Annotated in this window: 25 protein-coding genes and 1 pseudogene; 14 read left to right on the forward strand and 12 right to left on the reverse strand. The window is 64.8% G+C overall.

Annotated elements, in window-relative coordinates; translation table 11 throughout:
• Positions 1-199: 199 nt before the first annotated feature.
• Positions 200-1,030, forward strand: coding sequence for a serine hydrolase domain-containing protein (locus AB0J29_RS29130; RefSeq protein ID WP_364793199.1), 831 nt, complete (start codon positions 200-202; stop codon positions 1,028-1,030).
• 127 nt (positions 1,031-1,157) lie between these two features.
• Complete coding sequence (locus AB0J29_RS29135; RefSeq protein ID WP_364793201.1) at positions 1,158-1,691, forward strand: DUF3145 domain-containing protein; 534 nt, start codon at positions 1,158-1,160, stop codon at positions 1,689-1,691.
• Positions 1,692-1,912: 221 nt separating this feature from the next.
• Here the strand turns inward: AB0J29_RS29135 and AB0J29_RS29140 are convergent, their stop codons facing one another.
• Positions 1,913-2,407, reverse strand: a complete 495-nt coding sequence (locus AB0J29_RS29140; RefSeq protein ID WP_364793203.1) for a YbhB/YbcL family Raf kinase inhibitor-like protein — start codon at positions 2,405-2,407, stop codon at positions 1,913-1,915.
• A 279-nt stretch (positions 2,408-2,686) separates the two neighbouring features.
• Between AB0J29_RS29140 and AB0J29_RS29145 the strand changes: the two genes are divergently transcribed.
• Complete coding sequence (locus AB0J29_RS29145) at positions 2,687-3,997, forward strand: bifunctional o-acetylhomoserine/o-acetylserine sulfhydrylase (RefSeq protein ID WP_364793205.1); 1,311 nt, start codon at positions 2,687-2,689, stop codon at positions 3,995-3,997.
• Positions 3,998-4,045: 48 nt separating this feature from the next.
• Entirely contained in the window at positions 4,046-4,237 is a 192-nt protein-coding gene (locus tag AB0J29_RS29150) for an ATP-binding cassette domain-containing protein (protein ID WP_364793207.1), read from the forward strand.
• Here the strand turns inward: AB0J29_RS29150 and AB0J29_RS29155 are convergent.
• The 3 genes from AB0J29_RS29155 to AB0J29_RS29165 are packed head-to-tail and all read right to left on the reverse strand — an operon-like array spanning position 4,197 to position 5,903.
• Positions 4,197-4,490, reverse strand: coding sequence for a hypothetical protein (locus AB0J29_RS29155; protein ID WP_364793209.1), 294 nt, complete (start codon positions 4,488-4,490; stop codon positions 4,197-4,199). The genes AB0J29_RS29150 and AB0J29_RS29155 overlap by 41 nt on opposite strands.
• 37 nt (positions 4,491-4,527) lie before the next feature.
• Complete coding sequence (locus AB0J29_RS29160; protein ID WP_364793211.1) at positions 4,528-5,487, reverse strand: phosphotriesterase-related protein; 960 nt, start codon at positions 5,485-5,487, stop codon at positions 4,528-4,530.
• Positions 5,484-5,903: an AMP-binding protein gene (locus AB0J29_RS29165; protein ID WP_364793213.1), complete on the reverse strand. Its 420-nt coding sequence runs from the start codon at positions 5,901-5,903 to the stop codon at positions 5,484-5,486. The genes AB0J29_RS29160 and AB0J29_RS29165 overlap by 4 nt, the downstream gene beginning before the upstream one ends.
• A gap of 263 nt (positions 5,904-6,166) precedes the next feature.
• Between AB0J29_RS29165 and AB0J29_RS29170 the strand changes: the two genes are divergently transcribed.
• From AB0J29_RS29170 to AB0J29_RS29190, 5 genes are all read left to right on the forward strand, one after another.
• Positions 6,167-6,745, forward strand: a complete 579-nt coding sequence (locus AB0J29_RS29170) for a helix-turn-helix domain-containing protein (protein WP_364793253.1) — start codon at positions 6,167-6,169, stop codon at positions 6,743-6,745.
• A gap of 147 nt (positions 6,746-6,892) precedes the next feature.
• Entirely contained in the window at positions 6,893-7,648 is a 756-nt protein-coding gene (locus AB0J29_RS29175; protein WP_364793215.1) for an SDR family oxidoreductase, read from the forward strand.
• A complete protein-coding gene (locus AB0J29_RS29180) occupies positions 7,645-8,628 on the forward strand; it encodes an NADPH:quinone oxidoreductase family protein (protein WP_364793217.1) in 984 nt (327 codons plus the stop codon). The genes AB0J29_RS29175 and AB0J29_RS29180 overlap by 4 nt, the downstream gene beginning before the upstream one ends.
• A 34-nt stretch (positions 8,629-8,662) precedes the next feature.
• The gene (fabG, locus tag AB0J29_RS29185) at positions 8,663-9,424 is read left to right on the forward strand and encodes a 3-oxoacyl-ACP reductase FabG (RefSeq protein WP_364793219.1); all 762 of its coding nucleotides are present in this window, start codon (positions 8,663-8,665) and stop codon (positions 9,422-9,424) included.
• 9 nt (positions 9,425-9,433) lie between these two features.
• Complete coding sequence (locus AB0J29_RS29190) at positions 9,434-9,886, forward strand: MaoC family dehydratase (RefSeq protein WP_364793221.1); 453 nt, start codon at positions 9,434-9,436, stop codon at positions 9,884-9,886.
• A 110-nt stretch (positions 9,887-9,996) separates the two neighbouring features.
• Here the strand turns inward: AB0J29_RS29190 and AB0J29_RS29195 are convergent, their stop codons facing one another.
• From AB0J29_RS29195 to AB0J29_RS29230, 8 genes are all read right to left on the reverse strand, one after another.
• Positions 9,997-11,052 (reverse strand): phosphotransferase family protein, encoded by a 1,056-nt coding sequence (locus AB0J29_RS29195; protein ID WP_364793223.1) that lies wholly within the window; start codon positions 11,050-11,052, stop codon positions 9,997-9,999.
• Positions 11,053-11,067: 15 nt separating this feature from the next.
• The gene (locus AB0J29_RS29200; RefSeq protein WP_364793225.1) at positions 11,068-12,297 is read right to left on the reverse strand and encodes an acyl-CoA dehydrogenase family protein; all 1,230 of its coding nucleotides are present in this window, start codon (positions 12,295-12,297) and stop codon (positions 11,068-11,070) included.
• Between the two features lie 58 nt (positions 12,298-12,355).
• Positions 12,356-12,988, reverse strand: a complete 633-nt coding sequence (locus AB0J29_RS29205) for an HAD family phosphatase (RefSeq protein WP_364793227.1) — start codon at positions 12,986-12,988, stop codon at positions 12,356-12,358.
• Positions 12,985-13,794 (reverse strand): SDR family oxidoreductase, encoded by an 810-nt coding sequence (locus AB0J29_RS29210; RefSeq protein WP_364793229.1) that lies wholly within the window; start codon positions 13,792-13,794, stop codon positions 12,985-12,987. Before AB0J29_RS29210 ends, AB0J29_RS29205 begins: the two co-directional genes overlap by 4 nt.
• Positions 13,794-14,807, reverse strand: a complete 1,014-nt coding sequence (locus tag AB0J29_RS29215) for an NADP-dependent oxidoreductase (RefSeq protein WP_364793231.1) — start codon at positions 14,805-14,807, stop codon at positions 13,794-13,796. The genes AB0J29_RS29210 and AB0J29_RS29215 overlap by 1 nt, the downstream gene beginning before the upstream one ends.
• Before the next feature lie 587 nt (positions 14,808-15,394).
• Positions 15,395-16,879, reverse strand: coding sequence for a glyceraldehyde-3-phosphate dehydrogenase (locus AB0J29_RS29220; protein WP_364793233.1), 1,485 nt, complete (start codon positions 16,877-16,879; stop codon positions 15,395-15,397).
• A gap of 382 nt (positions 16,880-17,261) precedes the next feature.
• Positions 17,262-18,413 carry a helix-turn-helix transcriptional regulator gene (locus AB0J29_RS29225; RefSeq protein ID WP_364793235.1) on the reverse strand — a complete coding sequence of 384 codons (1,152 nt, stop codon included), beginning with the start codon at positions 18,411-18,413 and terminating at the stop codon, positions 17,262-17,264.
• A 128-nt stretch (positions 18,414-18,541) separates the two neighbouring features.
• Complete coding sequence (locus tag AB0J29_RS29230; protein ID WP_364793237.1) at positions 18,542-19,027, reverse strand: Lrp/AsnC family transcriptional regulator; 486 nt, start codon at positions 19,025-19,027, stop codon at positions 18,542-18,544.
• Positions 19,028-19,128: 101 nt separating this feature from the next.
• On the opposite strand from AB0J29_RS29230, the gene AB0J29_RS29235 reads away from it, so the two are divergent.
• The 5 genes and pseudogenes from AB0J29_RS29235 (at position 19,129) to AB0J29_RS29255 (ending at position 24,070) form a co-directional block, all read left to right on the forward strand.
• Positions 19,129-20,529 (forward strand): DUF2000 family protein, encoded by a 1,401-nt coding sequence (locus tag AB0J29_RS29235; protein ID WP_364793239.1) that lies wholly within the window; start codon positions 19,129-19,131, stop codon positions 20,527-20,529.
• Positions 20,530-20,675: 146 nt separating this feature from the next.
• Positions 20,676-20,828 carry a recombinase XerD gene (locus AB0J29_RS29240; protein WP_364793241.1) on the forward strand — a complete coding sequence of 51 codons (153 nt, stop codon included), beginning with the start codon at positions 20,676-20,678 and terminating at the stop codon, positions 20,826-20,828.
• A 421-nt stretch (positions 20,829-21,249) separates the two neighbouring features.
• Entirely contained in the window at positions 21,250-22,827 is a 1,578-nt protein-coding gene (locus AB0J29_RS29245) for a hypothetical protein (RefSeq protein ID WP_364793243.1), read from the forward strand.
• A 187-nt stretch (positions 22,828-23,014) separates the two neighbouring features.
• Positions 23,015-23,350, forward strand: a pseudogene (locus tag AB0J29_RS29250) (HNH endonuclease); the annotation flags it as partial.
• Positions 23,351-23,509: 159 nt separating this feature from the next.
• Complete coding sequence (locus AB0J29_RS29255) at positions 23,510-24,070, forward strand: HNH endonuclease signature motif containing protein (RefSeq protein ID WP_364793255.1); 561 nt, start codon at positions 23,510-23,512, stop codon at positions 24,068-24,070.
• Positions 24,071-24,143: the final 73 nt, after the last annotated feature.

Genomic DNA, 24,143 nt, shown 5'->3' on the forward strand with positions numbered 1-24,143 from the left:
CGCTCGGTAAGCTCGGTCGCGATTGCGGAACCGGCTTGCCGAGCGGAGATTTCGGTTGAACGGGGCAGCGCAGTAGTGCCGCGCGCAGGTTGCGGCTGCGTCCGCTCAGTTGATGGCGCGCGCGGCGCGGCGGCGGTACCGACCGTCCCGTGCGGGCGGTGCGGGAACGTCCGGAACGCACGTCTCGTACGCTGAATTCGTGCGGGCATTCGAGCAGATCAAGGACTGGCCGGTTCGGCATGCGGCGGTGGGTGTCGTCACCCGGGATGGAGCGCGGACGGCGGGTGATGCCGAGCGGGTCTTCCCACTCGCCTCGGTGACCAAGCCGCTGGTCGCCTATGCGGTGCTCGTCGCGGTGGAGGAAGGCGCGATCGAACTCGATCAGCCCGCCGGCCCGCCGGGAGCTACCGCCCGGCATCTGCTCGCACATACTTCCGGCATCGCCTTCGATACCACCGAGGTGATCGCCGCGCCGGGTACGCGCCGCATCTACTCCAGCGCCGGATTCGAAATCCTCGCGGCCTTCGTCACGGAGCAGACCGGCATCGCCTTCCCGGAGTACTTGCGCGAGGCCGTATTCGAGCCACTCGGTATGACGGCCTCGGTGCTGGCCGGTCCGGCCGGGCATGCGGCCCGGTCCACCGCAGCCGATTTGGTGCGCTTCGGTGCCGAACTGCTGGACCCCCAGCTGATTTCGGTGCAGACCCACGCCGCGGCGACCACGGTCGCGTTCCCTGGACTCAACGGTGTGCTGCCGGGTTACGGATCGCAGCGTCCCAACGATTGGGGACTCGGATTCGAGATTCGCGACGCGAAATCACCGCACTGGACCGGCGGATCGAATTCCGCAGGTACCTATGGCCATTTCGGGCAGTCTGGCACATTTCTCTGGGTCGATCCCGAATTAGGGGTGGCGAGTATCGCTTTGAGCGACGAGAATTTCGGCGACTGGGCGCGGGAGGCATGGCCCGTCTTTTCCGATGCGGTGATCGCCGAGGTGATCCTCGCCCGGAACTCGGTTGCGAAGTAGAAGTAACGGGTCGGAACACGCCTCCGAAGTAACATGTGTAACTCGGGGCACTCCAGTACACTCGGGCAACGCCAGTACGACGGATCGTTGGGGAAGACGTTTCTCGTCGAAGCTGGAGGTGTCAGTGGTGCGCGCATCGAGTCAGTTCGCCGACGCGACGGCGGGTGTGGTCTATATCCACTCATCGCCGGCCGCGCTGTGCCCACATATCGAATGGGCACTCACCTCGGCCCTCGGCTCACCCGCGAAATTGCGCTGGACCGCCCAACCCGCTGACGGTCAGCTCCGCGCGACCACCGACTGGATCGGTCCGGTCGGTACAGCATCGCGAATTGCCCAATCCTTGCGGTCGTGGCCCGTGCTGCGCTTCGAGGTCACCGAGGACCCCAGCGACGGTGTCGACGGCACGCGCTACAGCTTCGTGCCGACCCTGGGCCTCTGGCACGGCTCCACTTCCGCCAACGGCGATGTCACCATCGGCGAAATGCGCCTGCGCGCCATGCTGCGGGCCAACCGCGAACTCGGCAACTACACCGGCTACGACCTGGATACCGAACTCGACCGCGCCCTCGGCACCGCCTGGGACGAAGATCTCGAGATCTACCGCTGCGGCACCGAATCCGGCGCCGAGGTGACCTGGCTGCGCCGCGACGTCGGCTGAGCGGCCAGCGGCCGCGGTCCGCGCGTGCGGCGATGGCGAGGTGTGGTTCAGTCGATCAGGTGCTGGCCGAGGGCATGGGGTGTAGTTGAGGTTGGCCATCTGTTCGCGGCCGGTTTCCGGATCGAGTCCGACGATATGGACGTCGGACCGATGTCGCGCGAGAACTACTCACGCCTGCGCGCCGCGGCGATCGCGGCGTAAGAATGCGCGGTGCGGGGAGATCAGGCGGCGAACAGGCCGACCAGGGTGCCACTGGCGACGACGTGGTCCGTGATGGCGGATCGGACCACGTCGGCTGTGGTGTCCGGGGTGAATCCGGGCGATCGGTCCAGCGCGTAGAGGCGGAAGAAGTATCGGTGCGGTTCGTCGCCGACCGGCGGCCGCGGACCGCTCCAGCCGATTTCCCCGAAGTCATTGGGACCCGCGACCGCCCTGGGCGGTGGCGCCTCCGCCTGGATACCGGTCGTGGTCGGCGCGATGCCGGTCAGCAGCCAGTGGGTGAACGGTCGGCCGGGTGCGTCCTCGTCCTCGCAGAGCAGGACGAGTTCCGCGGCGTTGGCGGGGATACCACTCCACTCCAGGGGCGGGGCCATATTGCCGCCGTCGTAGGAGTAGCGGTCCGGAATTGTCGCGTGGTCGGAGAACGCGGCACTGTGCAGTTCCGCGCGTACCGGCGTCCGTTGCACGGCGTTGTGGTGGCTGGTGTTCGGCATCATTTTCCTCCGGTCGACGGGCTTTGCTGGTGCGAAGCCGCCCGGAGTCCGAGGTCCGCGCTGTTCCCTCGTACTCGCCGAGCAGCGTCACTCTGCGGATTGCCACTGGACCGTCCGCTAAACCGTGGCCCGAGATCTGCGATGCCGATCAGCGCATGGAGGTCGAACACCACAATCCGCCGCGGCGGACCATGAAACCGCGACGCCGACCGAGGTCCGGATTCGGTTCCTGCTGAATATAACTATCGACACCACGTCCGGCGCTTCTTAGTATGCGTCGTTGTGACCACCAGCGACGAGACCCAGACCGACCCGAGCGCCGACTGGAGCTTCGAGACCAAGCAGATCCACGTCGGACAGGCGCCGGACGGCACCACCAATGCCCGCGCCCTGCCGATCTACCAGACCACCTCCTACACCTTCCGGGATACCGCGCACGCGGCGGCGCTGTTCGGTCTCGCCGAACCGGGCAATATCTACACCCGCATCATGAATCCGACCCAGGATGCTGTTGAACAGCGCATTGCGGCGTTGGAGGGCGGTGTCGCGGCGCTGCTGCTGGCCTCCGGGCAGGCCGCGGAGACCATCGCGATCCTGAATATCGCCGGTGCGGGCGATCACATCGTGTCCAGTCCGCGGCTATACGGCGGCACCTACAACCTGTTCCGCTACTCGCTGCCGAAGCTGGGCATCGAGGTCAGCTTCGTCGACGATCCGGATGACCTGGACCAGTGGCGCGCGGCGATCCGGCCGAATACCAAGGCGCTGTTCGGCGAAACGGTCTCCAATCCGCAGAACCACATCTTCGATATCCCCGGCATTGCCGAAATCGCCCATGCCGCAGGCGTTCCGCTGATCGTCGACAACACCGTCGCGACGCCGTATCTGATCCAGCCGCTCGCCCACGGCGCCGATATCGTGGTGCATTCGGCGACAAAGTATTTGGGCGGCCACGGTACGGCCATCGCGGGTGTGATCGTCGACGGCGGCACCTTCGATTGGACCGGTGGCCGCTTCCCTGGCTTCACCACACCGGACCCGAGCTACCACGGTGTGGTGTACGCCGACCTCGGCGCTCCCGCCTACGCCCTCAAGGCCAGGGTGCAACTGCTGCGCGATCTCGGCTCGGCCGTCTCGCCGTTCAATGCTTTCCTGATCAGCCAGGGGCTGGAAACGCTGAGTCTGCGGATCGAACGGCATGTGCAGAATGCCCAGGCGGTGGCGGATTTCCTCACGGCGCGTCCGGAGGTGACCGGGGTGTCCTACGCCGGGCTGCCGTCCTCCCCGTGGTACGAGCGCGGCCGCACCCTCGCACCCAAGGGCGTCGGCGCGGTGATCGGCTTCGAATTGGCCGGTGGGGTCGATGCGGGTAAGCGTTTCGTCGAGGCGCTCACACTGCACAGCCACGTCGCCAATATCGGCGATGTGCGTTCGCTGGTGATCCATCCGGCCTCGACCACCCATTCCCAGCTGACTCCCGAGGAGCAGCTGGCGGCGGGTGTCACCCCGGGCTTGGTCCGCCTCGCGGTCGGCATCGAGGGCATCGACGATATCCTCGCCGATCTCCGCGTCGGATTCGCGGCCGTGCAGTAATTCGGCGTACCCGGATTACCCACTGCCAGTCGTGCTGCCGGGGTCGCATTGCGCGGCCTCGGCCGCAGTTTCGGCGCCCGTACCGTCCTGCGCGATATCGAATGGGAGATCGCGCCGTGTGCGGTGATCGCGCTGGTCGGACCGTCTGGCAGTGGGAAGTCGACACTGCTGCGGGTCAGGCAGAAGGCACGTAAACCTTTCAGCCGACGCTGCGGGCGAAGTCGATCAGCGCGGCGCTGACTTCGGCGGCGCGTTGCCGTTGAATCCAGTGTCGCGCCCGTCCACGACGATAGAAGCCCGCAGGTCGGACATGATGGCCGCCACCTCGGTCGGCTTCGATCGCCTGTGCCCGGAGAGACGCGAAGTACATCATGCGCGGATCCGTAATGCCCAACTCGCGGGCAGGCGTCTGGCCGTGCGGGGTGAAGTCGATCATCCCGTGGATCGGCGCCCGGAACGCGAGATGGGCACTACGCTGGGTGACGGCGGTCAATGCTCCGGTATCTGCTTGTGGCCGCGCATCATTCGGATCAATTCTCGAAGTACCGGCGCGGATTGCGCACCAGAATCGCCTCGATATCGTCCTCGGTGAGTCCGCCCGCCATGAGTGCCGGAATCACATCCTCGCTGATGTGGCGGTAGTTCCACTGCGGTACGGCCTGAGCCTTGGCAACGGGGTCCATCCAGTCGATGTGGCAGGAGGCATCATGGGCGATAACGATCTTGTCCAGGTACCCGCGCCGCACCAGTTCGACAATGGTGTTGACCCGATCCTCGAACGGCAGCAGGACGTTGAGCCCGAATCGATCCATGCCGAGCAGTGATCCCGCGTCGGCGAGTTCGATGAGATAGTCGATATCGGTGGTGTCGCCGGAGTGGCCGATCACCACTCGGCTCAGGTCGGCGCCCTCCTCGGCCAGCACCCGCTGCGCCACCAGCCCGGATCGGGTGTGCGGGTTGGTATGCACGGTGATCGGCGCACCTGTTTGCGCCGATGCCTGCCCGACCGCACGCATGACCCGCTCGACGCCGGGTGTCAGCCCGGGTGCCTCGATGGCGCACTTGAGGAATCCGGCGCGCACGCCGGTATCCGCGATGCCCTCGGTGAGGTCCTTGACGAACATTTCCACCATGGGTTCGGGCCGGTCGAACAGCAAACCCGGGCCGGTGTAATGGAATTGGAAGGGCAGATCATTGTAGGTGTAGATTCCGGTCGCGACGATGATCCGCAAATCCGTTCTGGCCGCGATCTTCTCGATGCGCGGCAGATAGCGGCCGAGCCCGAGCACGGTCGGATCGAGGATGGTGTCGATGCCGAGGGTTTTCAACTCGTTGAGTTGTTCGACGGCGTCGTCGACACGGGCGTCCTCGTCCCAGTCGGCGTAGTTCTGCCGGTATTCCTCGCCGAGTACGAAGACGTGCTCGTGCACCAGGACGCGGCCGAGTTCGGCGGAGTCGACGGTTCCGGTCGCGGTGGGGATGACGGTCATCGTGTTGCCTTTTCTGTGAAGAGGTTCGGATCGAGAGCGCGCTCGAGGATTTTGCCGGTGGCGCCCTTGGGGAGTTGGTCGGTGAAGGCGAAGCGATGCGGCACCTTGTATGCGGAAAGTCGCTCCTTGGCCCAGGTTCGCAGATCCGCCGGATCGAGTTCGACGCCCAGATACGCGACGACGAATTCACCGACGGTGGGCGCGACCAGCAGTACCCGATCGCCGGCGGCGATACCGGATTCGCGCAGCATGCCACCGTAAGCAGCACTGCGGCTGGCCAATTCGCCGTAGCTGACCTGTGCGTCCGTGGTGAGCAGCGCGATGGCTTCGGGGCGTTCGGTGGCGTGCTGCCAGCAGCGGTCGGCGACATTGGTCCGCTGATCCGATGCGGTCGAGGAAGCCGGATTCGCAGGCATGGCTTGCTCCAGATACACGAGTGGGCGAGAACCGATGTGACCGATGACACGTCAGCGGATCGGAACGCTACGTGAATTCGGCGTCATGTTCAACCGATGTGGTGCCGATCCCGGTTGATCCCGGCGTCGTGCGGTCATGGGGGCCGCATCCGCTGTTACGATCCACCACGTCAGCGAGCCGGACGACAGCGAGTGAGGCAGTGAACGCCGAGGAAGCCACCGAGGATCAGTCCGGTCGGATGCGTCCGCGGAGTAAGCGTGGCATGCGCACCAGGTCCGCGCTGGTGACCGCGGCGCGCGAGGTATTCGAACGCGATGGCTTCCTCGATGCCAGGATCAGCGATATCTCCAAGGCTGCCGGGGTCGCCTCGGGATCGTTCTACACCTACTTCGACAGCAAGGAAGAGATCTTCGCCGCGGTCGTCGAGCAGGTACGCGAGGAAATGCTGCACCCGCACATCCGGGAGCGGGTCGGCATCGATGACCCGCGCGAGCTGATCGCGGCCGCCAATCGCGAGTATCTGCTCTCCTATCGGCGCAATGCGCGGCTGATGGCTGTGCTGGAGCAGGTTTCGAAGATCGATGAGAAGTTCCGGGTGCTGCGCTTCGAGCGCGCCGTGGCATTCGTCGATCGCAATGCCGAGATGATCCGGAATCTGCAGGAACGGGGTCTGGTCGACGCCGAGTTGGATCCCGACGTCACGTCGCTGGCATTGTCGAGCATGGTGAGCCGGATGGCCTACTTCGTCTTCGTCGAGGGGCGGAAGGTCTCCTTCGAGAAGCTGGTGAAAACGCTGAATCAGTTGTGGTTCAACGCTCTTCAGCTGAAGCAAGCCGACTGAGCGAGCGCTGGCCAGGTGGCCGACGCCGCACCACTGTCATTCGTGTGACCCGTATCACCTAGCGTGCGGCAACTTCTGAACTTGACGTCGGAATCAAGTTCGGTGAGTCTGGGGCACGCAGGTCGGGCATCAGGAAAGGCATACGTAATGGGTCGTTTCGACGGAAAAACGGCGATTGTCACCGGAGCCAGCCGCGGTATCGGGCTTGCCATCGCGCAGCGGATGGTGGCCGAGGGCGCGCGGGTCTGTGTGACCGCCCGCAATAAGGACGCGCTGGACGCGGTGGTCGCCGAACTCGGCGGACCCGAGCGCGCCGTCGCCGTCGCGGGACGAGCCGATGACGTCGACCATCAGATCGAGGCCATCGAGCGCACGCTGGAGACCTTCGGTTCGGTCGACTACCTGGTCAACAATGCCGGAATCAACCCGGTATATGGGCCGATGGTCGAACTGGACCTGGCGGCCGCCCGTAAAATCTTCGAGGTGAACTGCCTGGCCGCAATCTCCTGGGTACAGCAGGCGCACAAGGCGTGGCTGGGTGAGCACGGTGGCTCGGTGGTCAATATCGCCTCGGTGGCCGGCATCAAGCCCGCGCCCGGCATCGGGTTCTACGGTGCCACCAAGGCGATGCTGGTGCACATCACCCAGGAACTGGCGGTCGAACTCGGCCCATCGATCAGGGTGAACGCGATCGCGCCCGCCGTGGTCAAGACCCGATTCGCCACCGCACTCTACGACGGTCGCGAGGACCAGGTCGCCCAGGCGTATCCACTCGAGCGTCTCGGCGTGCCCGAGGACATCAGTAGTGTTGCCGCCTTCCTGCTCTCCGATGACGCGGCCTGGTTGACCGGCCAGCTGATCGTCGTAGACGGTGGCGTCACCCTCACCGGGGGCTTGGCGTGAAGGCTTGGCGGGTAACCGAATTGGGCGAACCGGCGCAGGTACTGCGGCTGGTCGAACTGGCGGAGCCCGAACCCGGTCCGGGCCAGGTGGTGGTGCGGACCCGCGCCGCGGCGGCGAACTTCCCAGATGTGTTGATGTGCCGGGGCGAGTACCAGATCAAGCCGGAACTCCCGTTCACTCCCGGCGTGGAACTGTGCGGTGAGGTGGTCGCGGTCGGTGCCGACGTCGACGGCATCGCGATCGGTGACCGGGTGCTCGGCGGTGCGGCGCTGCCCTCGGGTGGGTTCGCGGAACTGGCGGTCATGGACGCCGCCGATGTCTTTCCCGCGCCCGTGTCGCTCGACGATGCCGAGGCGGCCGCCTTCTTCATCGGCTACCAGACGGGCTGGTTCGGACTGCATCGGCGCGCCGGTCTACGGGCGGGGGAGACGCTGCTGGTCCATGCGGCTGCCGGTGGTGTCGGCAGTGCGGCTGTGCAATTGGGTAAGGCGGCCGGGGCCACGGTGATCGGTGTGGTCGGCAATGCGGCCAAGGCCGAGGTCGCGCGGGCGCTCGGCGCCGACATCGTGGTGGACCGCAGCGCGGCGGATTTCGTCTCGGTTGTGCGGGAGGCCACCGACGGCCGCGGCGCGGACGTGGTGTACGACCCGGTCGGCGGTGCGGTGTATCAGCGATCCACCAAGTGCATCGCCTTCGAAGGGCGCATCGTTGTCGTCGGTTTCGCGGGCGGGCAGATCCAGTCCGCCGCACTGAATCACGCACTGGTGAAGAACTATTCGATCCTCGGTCTGCACTGGGGCCTGTACCGCGACAAGGATCCGCAGGCGGTACACGACTGCCATCTGGAGTTGACCGGACTGACCGAGCAGGGTTCGGTGAAACCCCTGATCGGCGAGCGGCTGCCACTGGATGACGTGGCCGCCGGACTGCAGCGTCTTGCCGACGGTAACACCGTCGGTCGTGTGGTTTTCGAACCATGAACGGTGCCAATCGAATTCGACAAGGAGAACCGTAATGAGCAGTGAAACAACCCGTACCGCCATCGTGACCGGTGCCGCGCGCGGTATCGGTGCGGCCGTCGCCAAACGGTTGGCGGCGGACGGATTCACGGTCGCCGTGCTGGATCTCGACGAGCAGGCCTGCAAAACCGTTGTCGCCGAGATCGAATCGGCCGGTGGCCGGGCACTTGCGGTGGGCGCGAACGTCGCCGATGAACAGGCTGTCGTCGCGGCGGTCGAGCGGGTCGCCGCCGAACTCGGCGCGCCGACCGTCCTGGTGAACAATGCGGGCATCATCCGCGACAACATGCTGTACAAGATGACCGTCGACGACTGGGACGCGGTCATGGGTGTGCACCTGCGCGGATCCTTCCTGATGAGCCGCGCGGCGCAGAAGTACATGACCGAGGCCGGGTGGGGTCGCATCATCAATCTCTCCAGCACTTCGGCACTCGGCAATCGCGGTCAGGCCAACTACGCCGCGGCCAAGGCCGGATTGCAGGGATTCACCAAGACGCTCGCGATCGAACTCGGCAAATTCGGCGTGACCGTGAATGCCATCGCGCCGGGCTTCATCGCAACCGAGATGACCGCCGCCACCGCCGAGCGCATGGGTGTTTCGTTCGAGGAGTTCAGCAAGACCCTGGTGGCACAGATTCCGGTGGGCCGCGTCGGCAAGCCCGAGGATATCGCGCACACGGTGTCGTTCTTCGTCAGCGAGGGCGCGTCGTATGTCACTGGCCAGGTGCTCTACGTCGCCGGTGCACCGACGGTCTGAGGCGCGAATATGAAGGTATTCAATGGAATCGGCGAACTCGAGCAGGCCGTCGGCACCCATCTCGGCTACAGCGAATGGCACACCGTCACCCAGGAGCAGATCGATCTGTTCGCCGAGGCGACCGGTGACCGTCAATGGATTCACGTCGATCCGGAGCGGGCCGCGCAGGGACCGTTCGGCACCACCATCGCCCACGGCTATCTGACCCTGTCGCTGGTGCCGATGCTGGTCTGGCAGGTATATCGCGTCGACGGGCTGAAGATGGGAATCAACTACGGCAGCAACAAGGTTCGCTTCCCGTCGCCGGTGCCATCCGGTAGTCGCGTGCGGGCGGGCGTGGAACTGGTGCAGCTCGAGCCGATCACAGCGGGGGTCCAGGTGACGGCTCGGGTGACCATCGAACGCGAGGGCGGCGACAAGCCCGCCTGTATTGCCGAAGCGCTATCGGTGCTCGTGCCCTGATAGAAGTGTGACCGCCGGACATCCGGTGTCCGGCGGTCACTTCGTTCCAGCGAATATGCGAAACGGCCTGTCTCCCCCGCGATATCGCCGGGGAGACAGGCCGCTTCGTCTCAGAAACCGGCTTCGGCGGCGATTCGATCGGCGGTCTGGGCGAGTCCGTCGACCAGACCGGTGGTCGGAATGCCCGCGGCCGCACGGTTGCGGGGGTCGTCGAGGGTGCGGCGGAACACACCCTCGGCAATGATCGCGAGTTTCCAGAGGCCGAGCGCATGCCAGAAGCCGACTGCCCGCCGATCTCGTCCGGTGATCGCGAGATACTCCTCGACCAGTTCGGCGCGGGACGGAAAACCCGGGAGCATGCACATTTCCGTGCCCGGAATGGCCGCTTCGCCGGGCATCGGCCAGTAGGCCAGCAGACTGCCGATATCGGCCAGCGGATCGCCGAGGGTGCACAGCTCCCAGTCGAGTACGGCCGCGATCGCACCGGTCTCCGGTGTGGTGATCACATTGCGAAGGTTGTAATCGCCATGCACGAGCGCGAGTTCGCGCTGTTCGGGAACGGCGGCCCGGAGCCGTTCGGTGAGGCGGTCCACCAGCGGCAGATCTCGGGTTCTCGACTTCTCCCACTGTGCCGACCACCGTTTGAGCTGTCGCTCCGCATACGGTTTGTGACTGGCGAGGTCGGTCAACCCGGTGGCTTGCAGGTCGACGGCGTGGATCTGGGCCAGCGTCCGCACCAGTGACAGCCCGGCGCTGCGGCGCAGGTCTGCGCTGAGTCCTTCGGCGGTCTCGACTCCGTCGATGACCAGTCCGTCGACGAATTCCATGAGCACGAGCGCGATATCGCCCTCGTGCCGGACATCGTGGACGCGCGGTACCGGGACATCTGTGGGCGCCAGGGCCGAGATGACCCGAGCCTCCCGCGCCACATCGTGCGCGGACGCCAGCAGGTGGCCGAGCGGCGGACGCCGCAGTACCCAACGCCGTCCGTCCGCATCGGTGATCAGGAAGGTCAGATTGGACTGGCCGATCCCCACCCGCTCGGCCCGCACCGGCGCGGTACACGCCGAACCGAGCGAGGACACCCAGCCCGCGAACGCGGCCGCATCGATATCGAAGCCGGTCGCGTCCGAGGTGGGTTGAATGAGCCCGTTACTTGTCTGCATTCGTTCCGGTCCGTCCTACGCCCCGCCGCCGGCGCTGGCTCTGAACTTACCGAGTTCGGCGCGCGCGATGGCGCGTTTGTGCACTTCGTCCGGTCCGTCGGCCAGGCGCAATGTGCGTAGGTGCGCGTACATGCTGGCGAGCGGGAAGTCGTCGGTGACACCGGCGCCGCCGTGCACCTGGATCGCCCGGTCCACGATCCGCAGCGCGACATCCGGTGCGGCGATCTTGATCGCCGCGATCTCGATCTGGGCCGCCTTATTGCCGACGGTATCCATCATCCAGGCGGCCTTGAGCGTCAGCAGCCGCGCCTGCTCGATCTCGATGCGGGCTTCGGCGATCCAATCCTGGATATTGGCGCGCTCACTCAGCTTCTGTCCGAAGGTGATTCGCGATTCGGCGCGGGCGACCATCAGCTCCAACGCGCGTTCGGCCATACCGATGGCGCGCATGCAGTGGTGGATGCGGCCCGGACCGAGCCGGGCCTGGCTGATGGCGAAACCCTCACCCTCGCCCTTCAATACATCGGTGACCGGGACCCGGACATCGGTGAAATCGATCTCGGCGTGGCCCTCGCGGTCGGCGTAGCCGAAGACCGGCAGATTACGCATGACCGTGACACCGGGTGCGTCGATGGGCACGACCATCATCGACTGCTGCCGGTGCTTGGGTGCGTCCGGATCGGTCTTGCCCATGACGATGAGCACTTTGCAGTTCTTGTGTAATGCGTTGGACGCGAACCACTTGCGGCCGTTGAGCACGTAGTGGTCGCCGTCGCGTGCCATGCGCAGCTGAATATTGGTGGCGTCCGAGCTGGCGACGGCAGGCTCGGTCATGGCGAAGGCGGAGCGGATGGTGCCCTGCAGCAGCGGTTCCAGCCAGCGCTCCTTGTGCTCCTGGGTGCCGAAGAGGGTGAGTACCTCCATATTGCCGGTGTCGGGTGCCGAACAGTTGCACGCCTCCGGCGCCAGATGCGCGCTGCGGCCCATGATCTCGGCCAGCGGGGCATATTCCAGGTTGGTCAGGCCCGGACCCCATTCGGGATGCGGATGGAAGAGGTTCCAGAGGCCGCGGCCGCGTGCCTCGGCTTTGAGGTCCTCGACGATCTGCGGATGGTGGTGCGGATCGCCGGCGGCCGCCATCTGCTTCTCGTACTCCGACTCGGCCGGGTACACGCATTCGTCCATGAAGGCGCGCAGATCGTGTTGGTACTGCTGGGTGCGCTCGGACGTGGTGAACAGGTCCATCGAGGCTCCGATCGTCGGTGCGAGCTGTCGAAAGCGACTGCGCCGCACAGTGGGTGTATCAGCTGGGGGTTAGTGCGGGCCACAATCGGGCCGCCGTCGATGCGGCGTCGCGGTGCACGATGCCGCCGAGTCCGAGGAGTTCGGCCGCGGTGATGTTCTGCTCGAGGTCGTCGATCATGACGGTCTGCTCGGGTGTGACGCCGAGTCGTTCGCAGCCGATGAGGTAGGCCTGTCGGGATGGCTTGCGGATACCTATCTCCGCGGAGATGGTCACCGCGTCGAACATGGCGGGCAGGTCGAAGCCCGCGTAGCAGTCGTCGCCGAGCGAATTCGACAGCAGCCCCACGCGATGGCCCGCCGCGCGGACCTGCGCGACGAGTTCGATCATTTCCGGGTCGGGATGCAGTCGGGACTGGATGCGATCGATAAGGCCCTCATCGGCAATATCGACCCCATGCGCGCGCAGCCGCCGCGCGAACCCGGCCTCGAACTCGCGCTGACCGATGCGCCCCTCTTCGTGATCCACCAGCAGCGTGCTGCTTTCCGGATCGCGGGTGAGTAGTCGCAGCGGTAGCCGGGGGTCGCCCAGTTCCGCGCCGAACTCGGCGAAGGCGGCGAGTACGGCGGTGGTGAGCACCCCGCCGAAATCGAACAGCACCGCGCTGCGTCCACTCATCACAGGCCCGCTCATGACAGCGACCTCCGGTAACGCTGCATGCCCCCGATCCACCGGTCGTGATCGGAGACCTTGCGGTGCAGGAATTCTCGGACCTCCTCATGCGGTAGCACGAGGAAACGTTCGGCTTCGATGGCCTCGAGCACCCGATCGGCCACGTCGAGGGGAGCCAGCACCGCTCCGGCTCCGGTGACAGCCCGGGTGGCCAGGTCACCGTCGGGTCCGCCGTCTGTGCCGAGTCCGGTGAGTAGAGCGGTATCGACACCCATCGGGCACAGGCAGCTGACCCGTACGCCGCGGTCTCCATAGGTTACCGCCAGCCATTCGGCGAACCCGACGGCCGCGTGCTTGGAGACGGTGTAGGTGGCCGAACCGATCTGGGTGAGTAGTCCCGCCGCCGACGCGGTGCTCACGAAATAGCCACTGCCGCGCTCCAGCCAGCCCGGGACGAGCAGCCGCGCCGCGCGCACGTGGGCCAGGGCGTTGACCTCCAGTGCTTGCTCCCATTGCGCGTCGGTGGCGTCCAGGCCGGGCCCGCCGCCGACACCGGCGTTCGCGAAGAACATATCGACGGGGCCGAATTCGGTTGTGGCCGTGTCGATGAGCTCGCGGAGATCGGATTCGGACGCGGCGTCCCCGGCCTGTCCGGACACCGCGCCGGGAAATGCTTGGGCCAGTTGGCGCGTCGTTGCCGCGAGCCGGTCCGCGTCGCGGTCGGTAATCAGAACCCGGGCTTCGTGCTCGAGCAGGCGTTGCGCGATGGCCGCACCGATGCCGCCCGCGGCGCCGGTGACAATCGCGACCGCGTTCTCGACCCGCATCAGTTCGCCTCGGCATTCAGCCGAACCAGCATCTTGCCGGCATTGGCCCCGCGCAGCAGGCCGAGGAAGGCATCGACGGCGGTGTCGATACCCGTCAGCACCGTGGTGGGGACACGCAGACTGCCGTCGCGCACCCAATCCGCCGCGAGCGCCCCGTATTCCGATGCGAGGTCGCTGTGATCGGTGACGATGAAGCCGCGCAACGACAGTCGGCGAACCACCGCCAGCGCCAGATTCCTCGGGCCGGGCGGCGGGGTTGCAGCGTTGTACTGAGCGACGGCTCCACACAGGGCGATTCGGCCGAAGTCGCGCATCGAGCCGATCGCGGCTTGCAAATGGTCGCCGCCGACATTGTCGAAGTAGACGTCGATGCCGTCCGGGGCCGCCTCGCGCAACCGTTTCGCCAGACTGCCCGCCCGGTAATCGATCGCGGCGTCGTAGCCGAATTCCTCGACCAGCCGCCGTGCCTTCTCCGGACCGCCCGCCGACCCGATGATTCTGGCCGCGCCGAAGTGCCTGGCCACCCGGCAGGCGGCGAGACCGACGGCGCCCGCCGCACCCGAGATGAATACGACATCACCCGGACGGACCGGTGCGATTTCCTTCAGCCCCACATACGCGGTCAGTCCGGGGATGCCGAGCGGGCCGAGGTAGGCCTCGGCCGGGGCCAGCCCCGTATCGACCACTCGCACCTGCTTCGCCGCCAGCAGCGCGTACTCCCGCCAGCCGAGGTCGTGCAGCACGGTCGCGCCGACTTCGATTCCCGATACGCCCGAGGCGACGACGGTACCGACCGCACCGCCATCCATGGGAGCATCGAGCCGGAACGGTGGAATGTAGGACTTCACGTCGTTCATGCGATTGCGCATATAGGGATCGACGGACATCCAGTCGTTGCGGACCAGCAACTGCCCGCTGCCGGGATCGGGGACATCCGTGGTCACCATCCGGAAATCGGATGGTGCGGGTTCGCCGGTGGGTCGGGCCACCAGGTGTACCTCTCGGCTCTTCACGACCAGAAACCTCCATGTTCATGCGTGACCGGGGCGTCCCCGATGGAGCGCCGGTTGCCGGATGGCTCAGAGGTTAGTTGAAGTTGACGTCGGATTCAATTGTTGGGTCGCACGGTTGTCTCGGCAATGAGACGCGGATAACAGCCGGGCGCGCTGATCCCGGCGCACCTGACCACGATCCGATTATGCGGGCTGTGCGGTGGCGGCGCGCGAGCTTCGGGCATTGATGGCGTCCACCTCGGGATTGGTCGAGGGTGATATCGCAGGCGCGCGGGATGCGGACGTATTCGGTGGGCTCTCGAAAGAGCGGTACCTGCGTGGACTTTCGCGGGTGGGAGGCAGCCAGGAACACCGGATCCCAGGGGGCGGAGGGTCCGGCTCTTCGACGTGGTCGAGCCGGCCCGCCAGCAGCTGCTGCGCCGGATGAACCATGCCCGGGCGCGACGCTAGCCCGGGTCGGGATACGCGCGGACCTGCGTCGGCTGATGCGCTCGCACCCCGAGCTGCGGCTCCTCGACCACGGTTTCCACGGCCATCGTGGAAACCGCGATGGCCGAACAGGTTTCGGCTGAAGGACGCCGTACGAACTACCGCGCGGCGGCCGCTGCCGCTGTGTGGACGTCGTCGGCGCGAGCCGTGTCCAACTGCGGGTACGTGGGGTACTCGATGCCCGAGATGTACTGGACCGTTCGCACTACCTGGCAGGAATAGCCGAATTCGTTGTCATACCAGAGGTAGAGGATCGCGGTGTCGCCGTCGACGATAGTGGCATTGGCATCGACGATGGATGCCGCACGCGATCCTATGAAATCGCTCGAGACGACATCGGTGGCCGCGGTGTAGTCGAGGTTGCGACTCAGCGGTCCGGACAGCGATACCTGGCGCAGGTACTCGAGCACTTCGCTCTTGGTGACCTCCCGCTCGAGCTGGAGATTCAGGATCGCGACCGAAACATCTGGGGTCGGAACGCGAATCGAGTTGCCGGTGATCTTGGCCTTGAAGTCCGGCATGGCCTTCGCGACCGCGGATGCGGCGCCGGTTTCGGTGAGCACGAGGTTGAACGGCGCAGACCGACCACGACGGTCGGCCTTGTGGAAGTTGTCCAGCAGGTTCTGGTCGTTGGTGAACGAATGCACCGTCTCCACATGACCGCGGACAATGCCGAACTGGTCATCCATTGCCTTGAGCGGCGGCACGATCGCATTGGTCGTACACGAAGCGCACGAGTAGATCTGTTCCGATAGATCCAGGCCGCGATTGTTGACGCCGTGCACGATATTCGGAACGTCGCCCTTGCCGGGCGCGGTGAGCACGACCTTCGCGATGCCGGGACGCAGGTGCTGCGACAGGCCGTGACGGTCACGCCACTTACCAGTGTTGTCGATCAGGATCGCCTCGTTGATCCCGAACTCGGTGTAGTCGATAGTCGTCGGATCGTCGCTGTAGATGAACTTGATGACGTTGCCGTTCGCAATGATCGTGTCGTTCGCGGCGTCGACCTTGATCGTTCCATTGAACTTCCCGTGCACCGAATCCCGCCGCAGCAGCGACGCCCGTTTGGCCAGATCACCCTCGCCACCCTTGCGTACGACCACGGCCCGCAGGGTCAGCCCGTTGCCGGATCCGACCTTCTCGATGAGCAGCCGAGCGACCAGACGACCGATCCGCCCGAAGCCGTACAACACCACATCCCTGGGCCCCTGCGGCTCGGCCTTGTTGCTATCGGTGACATCGGCCAGCACAGCGGCGGTGAACTCCGGAATCGACAGTCCGCGATCGTCGATGCGATAGGCCATCACCAACCGGCCGAGGTCGATCTTGCACACCCCCAGATCCAACTCGCCGAGCACTTCGAGGAACGGCAGCGTCTCCTCGACCGACAGCTCCTCACCCTCGATCTGCCGCGCGAACCGATGCGTCCGCAGAATACTGATCACCGATTTGTTCACCAGCGACCGGCTGTGCAGGAGGATGGTCACCCCCTTCTCGCGATACAGCCTGCCAATGATCGGAATCATCGCCTCCGCCGAAGCCTCGTGAGCGTTCCAGCGGTCAAGATGGTCGGTAGTCAACACAAGCCCCTCGGGGTTTCCTGGATCTGTAAGACGACCGATGCTAACCGGGGCGCGCTATCACACGGCCCGGCTCCCCCTCTGTGAGCTCGAGTCAAAGGCACGGAAACATTGGTGATGGCCTGCGGTGCGGGCGCACTGATGACCGGAATTGGAAAATCACGAGTGGCCGCAGAGGGCGAACTCCCGACCGTTGATGTGTCAGCGCACCGTATCGTCCAGCCAGTACCGACCCGTCCATCCTGTCCAGGTCAGGGGCCGTATCCCGTCCGGCCCGTATGTGCCTGTCCTGCCAAGCTCTCGGCAAAGATGGCGCCACGCTGCAAACACCGTCTCGCCTGCTGATGCGGATCCGCTGGTGAGCGGTCCCAGTGTTTCGCCGCTAAGCCCGGTAGGTGTCGCGGAACGCATCGCGCACCACGGCCGCATCCGGCGCGCCTCGGCCTTCGATGCCTGTGACTATCTCGGAGACACGCCAGTAGTGGGACGCAACCAGTCGGCCCGATGTGATGGCCGTGAGCGCTGCGCCGGCTGCCTCGTCCGGCTTGTCGACCGCGACGAGCGCCAGGCCCAAATCAAGATTCGCCATCGCGATTCGACGCGGCCGGACGGACGCAGCGCCGGCCAGATCGGCGAGAACGTGCCGAGCGTAGGACTCCGCCGCTGGATCACCGAGCCAGGCCAACGTCGTGGCCACGTAGGCATCCGACTTCGCGGGGTCGTACCGGAAATGGTGCTCCGGCCGGTCGGGCGTGCTCAGTACGGATACCTGCCGGGCGACCCTCCGCAGCGCGCTGTACGTGCCGTTGCTGTCCCCGAGCCGTGCCAGGGCGCGGCCCTCCTGGGCGGTGGCTTGGATGAACGCCGAACTGTCCGCTGGGGCAAGGGATTGCGCGGCCCGCGACAGCTCCGCCGCCGCTACGAATTCCCCGTTCGTCAGTTGCTGCCATGCTCGTGTTTCCAGGCACCATGCCGCGATCTCACGGTGTCTTGCTTCGTCCGCGAGCTTCCACACCAGATGTCCCCGTGCGGCTGCGGCGGAGGTTTCGCCCAGGTCGATATGGCATGTGCTGGCCAGCAGCGACAGCCAGCCGACCGTGACGAGCAATCGGCGGTGCTGCGTCAAAGTCTTCCGACTGTCCATCAGTCGACCGGCGTAGCCGAGATGCTGCCGTATGCGCATGAGCAGTTCGCCCGGCGGAGTCGTCGGGTAGCTCGCCGCCAGATCGTCCACGGCCAGTTCCAGGCGGTCCAAGGTGTCCCCACCCAGGTCCGATGCAGCGACTCGGTGGATCCATTCCGCCGCCGCTTGCTCACCATCGGCCGGTTCGATGAACAGGGCTGAGCCGATCCCCAGCGCATCGGCGTAGGCGTGGACATGTTCCGACCTGATCCGGCGCTGCCCGTTCTCCAGCATCCCGAGCAGAGCCTTGCTGTAGTGCGTGCGCGCGGCCAGAGCGGACAGGCTGAGTCCCGCCGCTTCACGCGCAGCACGCAGCCGCTCACCTGTGACGTTCTCCCCGTCCGGGTACATGAGTCAAACGGTAACCGTGCGTTGTCGTCCGAGGTAGACGGTTGTGGGCGACAAGGCGGTTATGGTCCAAATACGCACGCCTAGGGTCTATTTCAGCCCCGCCGCCATGCGCCGTGCAGTCTGTTCGGTTATCTCGTGAGGTCGGTGCTGATCGGCAGGGGAAGGACCACGGAACGTCGGACGTGACTGAAGATCACCGAGGTCCGCACGTGCACGATCTCCCGCCGCTGAGTGAGGCGGTCCAGGATGAAGGAGCTGAGCTGATCGTTGTCGGCTACCGCGATGTGCAGCAGGAAGTCGTCGCCGCCGGACATGACGAAGTAGGACAGCACTTCCGGCAGGTTCGCGACGAAGGCCTGGAACGACTCGATCACCGTGCGGTCGGGGGGACGCAACTGCACGGCCACCATCGCCTGGGTGCCGCGGCCGATTTTCCGCAGATCCACATCGGCGTGTTGGCCGCGCAGTATGCCGCGCTTGATCAGCCTGCGAATGCGTTCCAGGCAGGTGGACTGTGCCACGTGCAGGCGGGCGGCCAGTTCCTTGTTCGTCAGCCGGGAGTCTTCCTGCATGAGTGTCAGCAACGCCGTATCAAGTTCGTCCAGCGCCATCATCAGAATCTCGTTTCCGTGTAGAATTCGACATTTTTGACGAATAGCCGAACTTATCACGATGAGATGCGAAAACGCCCGCAGCGGCTGTTAATTTGGGCGCCGTGATCCTCCGCGCCGCTGAACTCGCCGCCGCCCCAGCGGAACCCGTGTGCCGGCGCGAGCGCGCTCTGGCGGTCGCGGCTGTCCTCGCGGCGGCGCTGATTTGGAGCACGTCGTACGCGGTGACCAAGATGACGCTGGCGGAGATCCCGCCGCTGACGATCGGCGCGATCCGATTCAGCGTCGCGGCCCTCATCCTCGCGGCAGTGGTTCATGCCAGGCGGAACCAACCGCTGCCGACAGTGCGGCAGCGGTTGGTCATCGGCGCGGCCGGACTGCTGGGCGTCGCGGCGTACTTCGCCGTGGAGAATCTCGGTGTCGATCTAGCGACGGCGTCAGACGCGACGCTGATCGTCGCCTCGTACCCGATCATCACCCTCGCTGTGGAGCTGATCCTGCGGCGGGCCACGCTGTCGGTCGTCCGTCTGGCCGGCATGGTCATCGCCATCGGCGGAGTCTGGCTGGTTGTGCAGGACGGGAGCAGCGGCGACCTTGGGAACCGGTGGTGGGGCGACACGCTGTTGATCCTCGGCGGGCTCATCTGGGCCGGGTACAACCTGGTGGCGCAGCGCGACACCTCGGAAGCCTCGCCGGTCGTGGTGACGTACTACCAGACGTTGGCCGGAGCGCTCGGTTTCTTCGCGATGTCGCTGCTCGAGACGGATCGCTGGGCCTGGCCGTCCCCAGCCGCCCTGGGCCGCATGCTGTTCCTGGCCGGGTTGTGCTCGGTGGTCGCGTTCGTGCTCTACAACTATGGATTGCGTGGGCTGCTGCCCAGCGTGGCGGTCAACCTGCTCAACATCGTCCCGCCAGCGGGCCTGGTGTGGGCGGCGTTGCTGGCCGGGGAATCCATTGGCGTGCAACAGATCATCGGCGGTGCGGTCGTCATCGCTGGCGTGGTGTGCGGCCTGTACCAGCGAAACGGCGACAGGTTCGCGGCAATGTCGAACACAGAGAATATCGAACACAGAGAAGGGCAACGAATGACAAGCCGGCCAGAGTTGAAGTGCGCGATCGTGGTCAGCGACGAGCTGCCCACGGGACTCGCGGTCAATGCGGCGAGCGTGCTCTCGCTGACCATGGGGAACCGCATCGAGGAACTCGTCGGCGTGGACGTGAACGACGCCGACGGCGTGATCCACCCCGGCATCGTTTACACCCCGCTGCCGATCCTGGTGGCGCCGCGCAAGCAGGTCGACACCATCGTGCAGGCCGCGGCCGAGCGGGACGGGATGTTCTTCGTCAGCTTCAGTTCCCTGGCTCAGGGCTGCAAGACATACGAGGAATACATCGACAAGATGGCGGCCACCCCGACCGCCGACCTGGCCAGTGTCGGTGTCGGCCTGTACGGCCCACGCAAGCAGGTCAACAAACTCGTCGGTGCGTTGCCGCTGCTCGGCTGACGCAGCCTGTCAGCAACCCGCCGAGGGAGATCGTCGCCGCACTCGTAGAGACCCTGAACATCCCCGCCCCTTACAATCCGCAAGCCCCACTCCGGCGGCCCGTGATCCGCCTGTGTGATGCTCGTCACACCGTCGCGACGATCCTCTTGGATTCCGGCGCTGCGGTATCGGTGGTGGCGAAGTCGCTCGGCCATAATCCAGCTGTGCTGCCGCGCGTCTATGGGCACGCGTACCCCGAAGCGCTGGAGGCGGCGGGTGCGGCCGTGTTCGACGACGAAACTGAAGAGACCGGAACCTAGGTTGCCGACCCGTTGGCAAGTTCTAGGCAAGATCAGCTTGCGCGGCGGGTGTTATGCGGTGACGGAGTGAAGGGAAACAGCCAATGAGCTGAATATTCGGTTGTGGGCGCAGAGGGGTTCGAACCCCCGACCGCTGGTGTGTAAAAGCGTGCTGAACCGTCCGGCGGGTGTTGCCGCGTTCGGCATCGTCGAGGTCAGAGGCTATTTCGTGTCCGGCCTGTGTCGCACTGTCCGGCCCGTATCTGCCCGTTTAGGGACACTCTAGGGACGCTGGCGGGACGGCGGAAAGTGAAGCTGACATGGGAACTTGTCACAAGGAGCTGCGGGCTGCGCGTTGGGTATCGGCAGCACTCTGTGCACAAAGCGGCCTTGCAGTGCGAAGCGGGGCAACCATGTCGGTGCGGGGTGCTATCAGTTAGCGATGACTTTGACCGTGCCTGACGATGTGCCGCGTTACCGATACATGAGGTACGTCCGTCCTCCTGTCGATGACGTAACGAAACAACGGAACGTCGGCCCGCTGTTTCCGATCCAGCCGAACATGCGGAAGATGCGTGTGGGAATCGACGTGGAGACGTTGAAGCAGCCGACTCCAGAACTGCTGCGCATCGTCGGCAGGGACGAAGAGGTTGAGCCGATTCTGCTCGTCCAGAACGACGAAGTCGAGCCTGTGGAGTGGACAACCGTTCTCGGGTGTCGCCGGTGGTATCTCTTCACGTTCACAACGGTCGAGGATGCCCCGAAATTCGCCGATGCATCGACCGTCGGCATTTCGGGCTATGACGACGGAGAACGATGGATGTGGTCGTCAGCGCATTTCTTCAGCGTGTACGCACAGCTCGATCAAGCTGCCCGCGACGCGTTCTCTGACGATTCAGGACTTACGCTCGCAGATCGACACCGTGCGGCAGCGCTCACGTGCGCAGCGGGAGCGCTCGGCGTCGATGTAATCGTTACGGTGGCACCAACCGCCGGGCGCGACGACGTTGCCGATAACGACCTTGTTCTCAGCATCTCACCTGATCAGCTAATTCCGCTATTCGGCCACTATCTTCGCGTTACGGGTAACCACGTTCTTGAGTCGAATAAGACTCGCTTGCAAAATGGTGGCACGTCGGAGCGTCGAACCGTCGCGTCTTCGGTCACCGAGCTGTACCTCGCTGGGATCTACGCATCCGTCCCGCACCTAGCAGCAATCCGGCTGATGTCGATTATGGGCCGTGATCTGAGCCTGGTTCAGTCTGTGGAAGCGATAGCCATGCGGCTGAGTCGGGCCGCGCGAGCTGTAGATAATCTACTCGCCGCCCTGAGCAACGGCAGTGCGTCCAACATGCAGCGTACAGACACGGCAGAGGCCACCGCGGAGGCTTTCGAACGAGTCTTGCTGTATCTCTGCGCAGCGATGGATAGATACGGTCGCGTGGTTCGAACTCTATTCGATACCAAACTCGATCCTGACAAACAGCGGTGCTCGCTCACCTCGGATGCAGAATTGCGGGCGGTGATCGAAAAGTTCGAACCAACAAACACTGAGCTGCTCGAATCGCTGGGCTCCTATGCCTGGGTTATTGGCCAGTTGCGTAACCGAATTCACGCGCTGCCGTTGGATACCCAACACCAATTATCGCGTAGCTACGGGTCATCGACCACGGTCGCGGTTACTTTGGATGGCATTGACGAGCTGGACCCTGCCAGTACTCCGCTAAACCAGGAACAACTGGATAGGCTGGGTGTTTGGAACGCGCAGTCGTCCAATCCGTTCGGGTCAACAGCGTATGCGGCCGACATTGCGACTCTCGCAACCACGTTGTTCAGTGAGACCCTGCGATTTTTGGACGAGTTCTCTCGTTTCATTGTCCGCAATAGGACCGCTGCCAGTATTAAGACAGTCCAGCACCCGGTACTCGGGTGCTGGACAGGCGACCCCCGTCCTATTCCAGAACCACTACCCGGCGAGGTTCTATACCGAGAAATGCTCGGGTGGGCAGACTTCGGTTGATCAAGGACTGGCCCTACCCCGCTCCAGCGCTCACCCGATGAGCACTCGGGCGACGTCGATGGAGGCGGCGTCCTATATCGGCGGCTAGGGGCTGTCTGGCCTGGGCATCAACATCGAATTGTCACCGAACGATGGTCCAAATGGGACGAGGAGCCTCATGCTCATTAAGTGCGCGGATTGTGACGCGATGTTCAACCCTCGACCCTCGGGGCGGGGGCCGAGCCGTCAGCGGTGCGAGGAGCATGTCAAGCTCCGTAAGGCGGAGTTGATCCGGGCTCGTGACGCGCTCAACCGCGCCAAGGAATGGGGGGTTGAGACGGAACTTGTCATCGCGCGAGAGGTATTCGAGCGAGACGGCTGGATATGTCACCTGTGCGGCGAGCTAATCCCGGATCACTTGCGAACATCCCGGATTCTTGGCGGCAAACATGACCCGCTCTCCCCGGCAGTCGATCATGTGATTCCGCTGTCCAAAGGCGGCCCTCACACGATGGAAAATTGTCGCGCTGCTCATTGGACGTGTAATGCTCGCAAATTCAACATTGAGCGAGCCGAGATTAGCACGGGGCTGCCCGGTGACAGACCTGCGCGGCAGGTTCAGGTGGTCAGTCGTGAGTGCAAGCTCAATGGGTGCCCGCGCCCTGTCGCGGGGCGCGGACTGTGCCAAGCGCACCTCCGCCGCTTGCAGAAGTACAGCGACCCGAACAAGGTCAAATGCGGTTGTGGGTGCGGTGAACTGATAACCGTCGCGGCCAGCATCGCTATCGCTGTCCTATATCTCGATGGTCACGGCGTCATGAGTGGGCCCGCGGTTTCTCCGGCGGTGAAGTTGAGGAATGGACTCGTACCCCAGCCGGTCTCGGAGCGCGGCAAGATTTTTTACGGGCTCACGGGTGATTGTCAAGTGTGGACTGGCCCCAAGAACAAGGCGGGGTACGGCACCATGTATGTGTGGGTGTCGGGGCAGAAGCGCAAGGGGCGCAACGTACAGGTTCACCGTCTCGCCTATGAGCTTGCGAACGGGGAGGGTTCAGCGCTCAACCTCACGATCGACCACTTGTGCGGCGTCCCACTGTGCTGCAATCGGCGTCATCTAGAAGCCGTGACAATCGGCGAGAACCTCAGGCGTGCTGCAATGGTGATCCTCGCCTGCGCACAAGGGCACCCCTACAACGACGAGAACACGGACTACAGCCTGGACGGGCATCGGCGTTGCCGCCACGGAATTTTTCAAGCTGAATGAGACCGGTGGGTGTGTTATGCGGCTGTCGTATCGGTCTCCTGGGCGGGCTGGTTGATCCAGGCGGTGTCGGGGA

Source organism: Nocardia sp. NPDC049707 (genome assembly GCF_040674855.1).
Taxonomy (GTDB): Bacteria; Actinomycetota; Actinomycetes; order Mycobacteriales; family Mycobacteriaceae; genus Nocardia.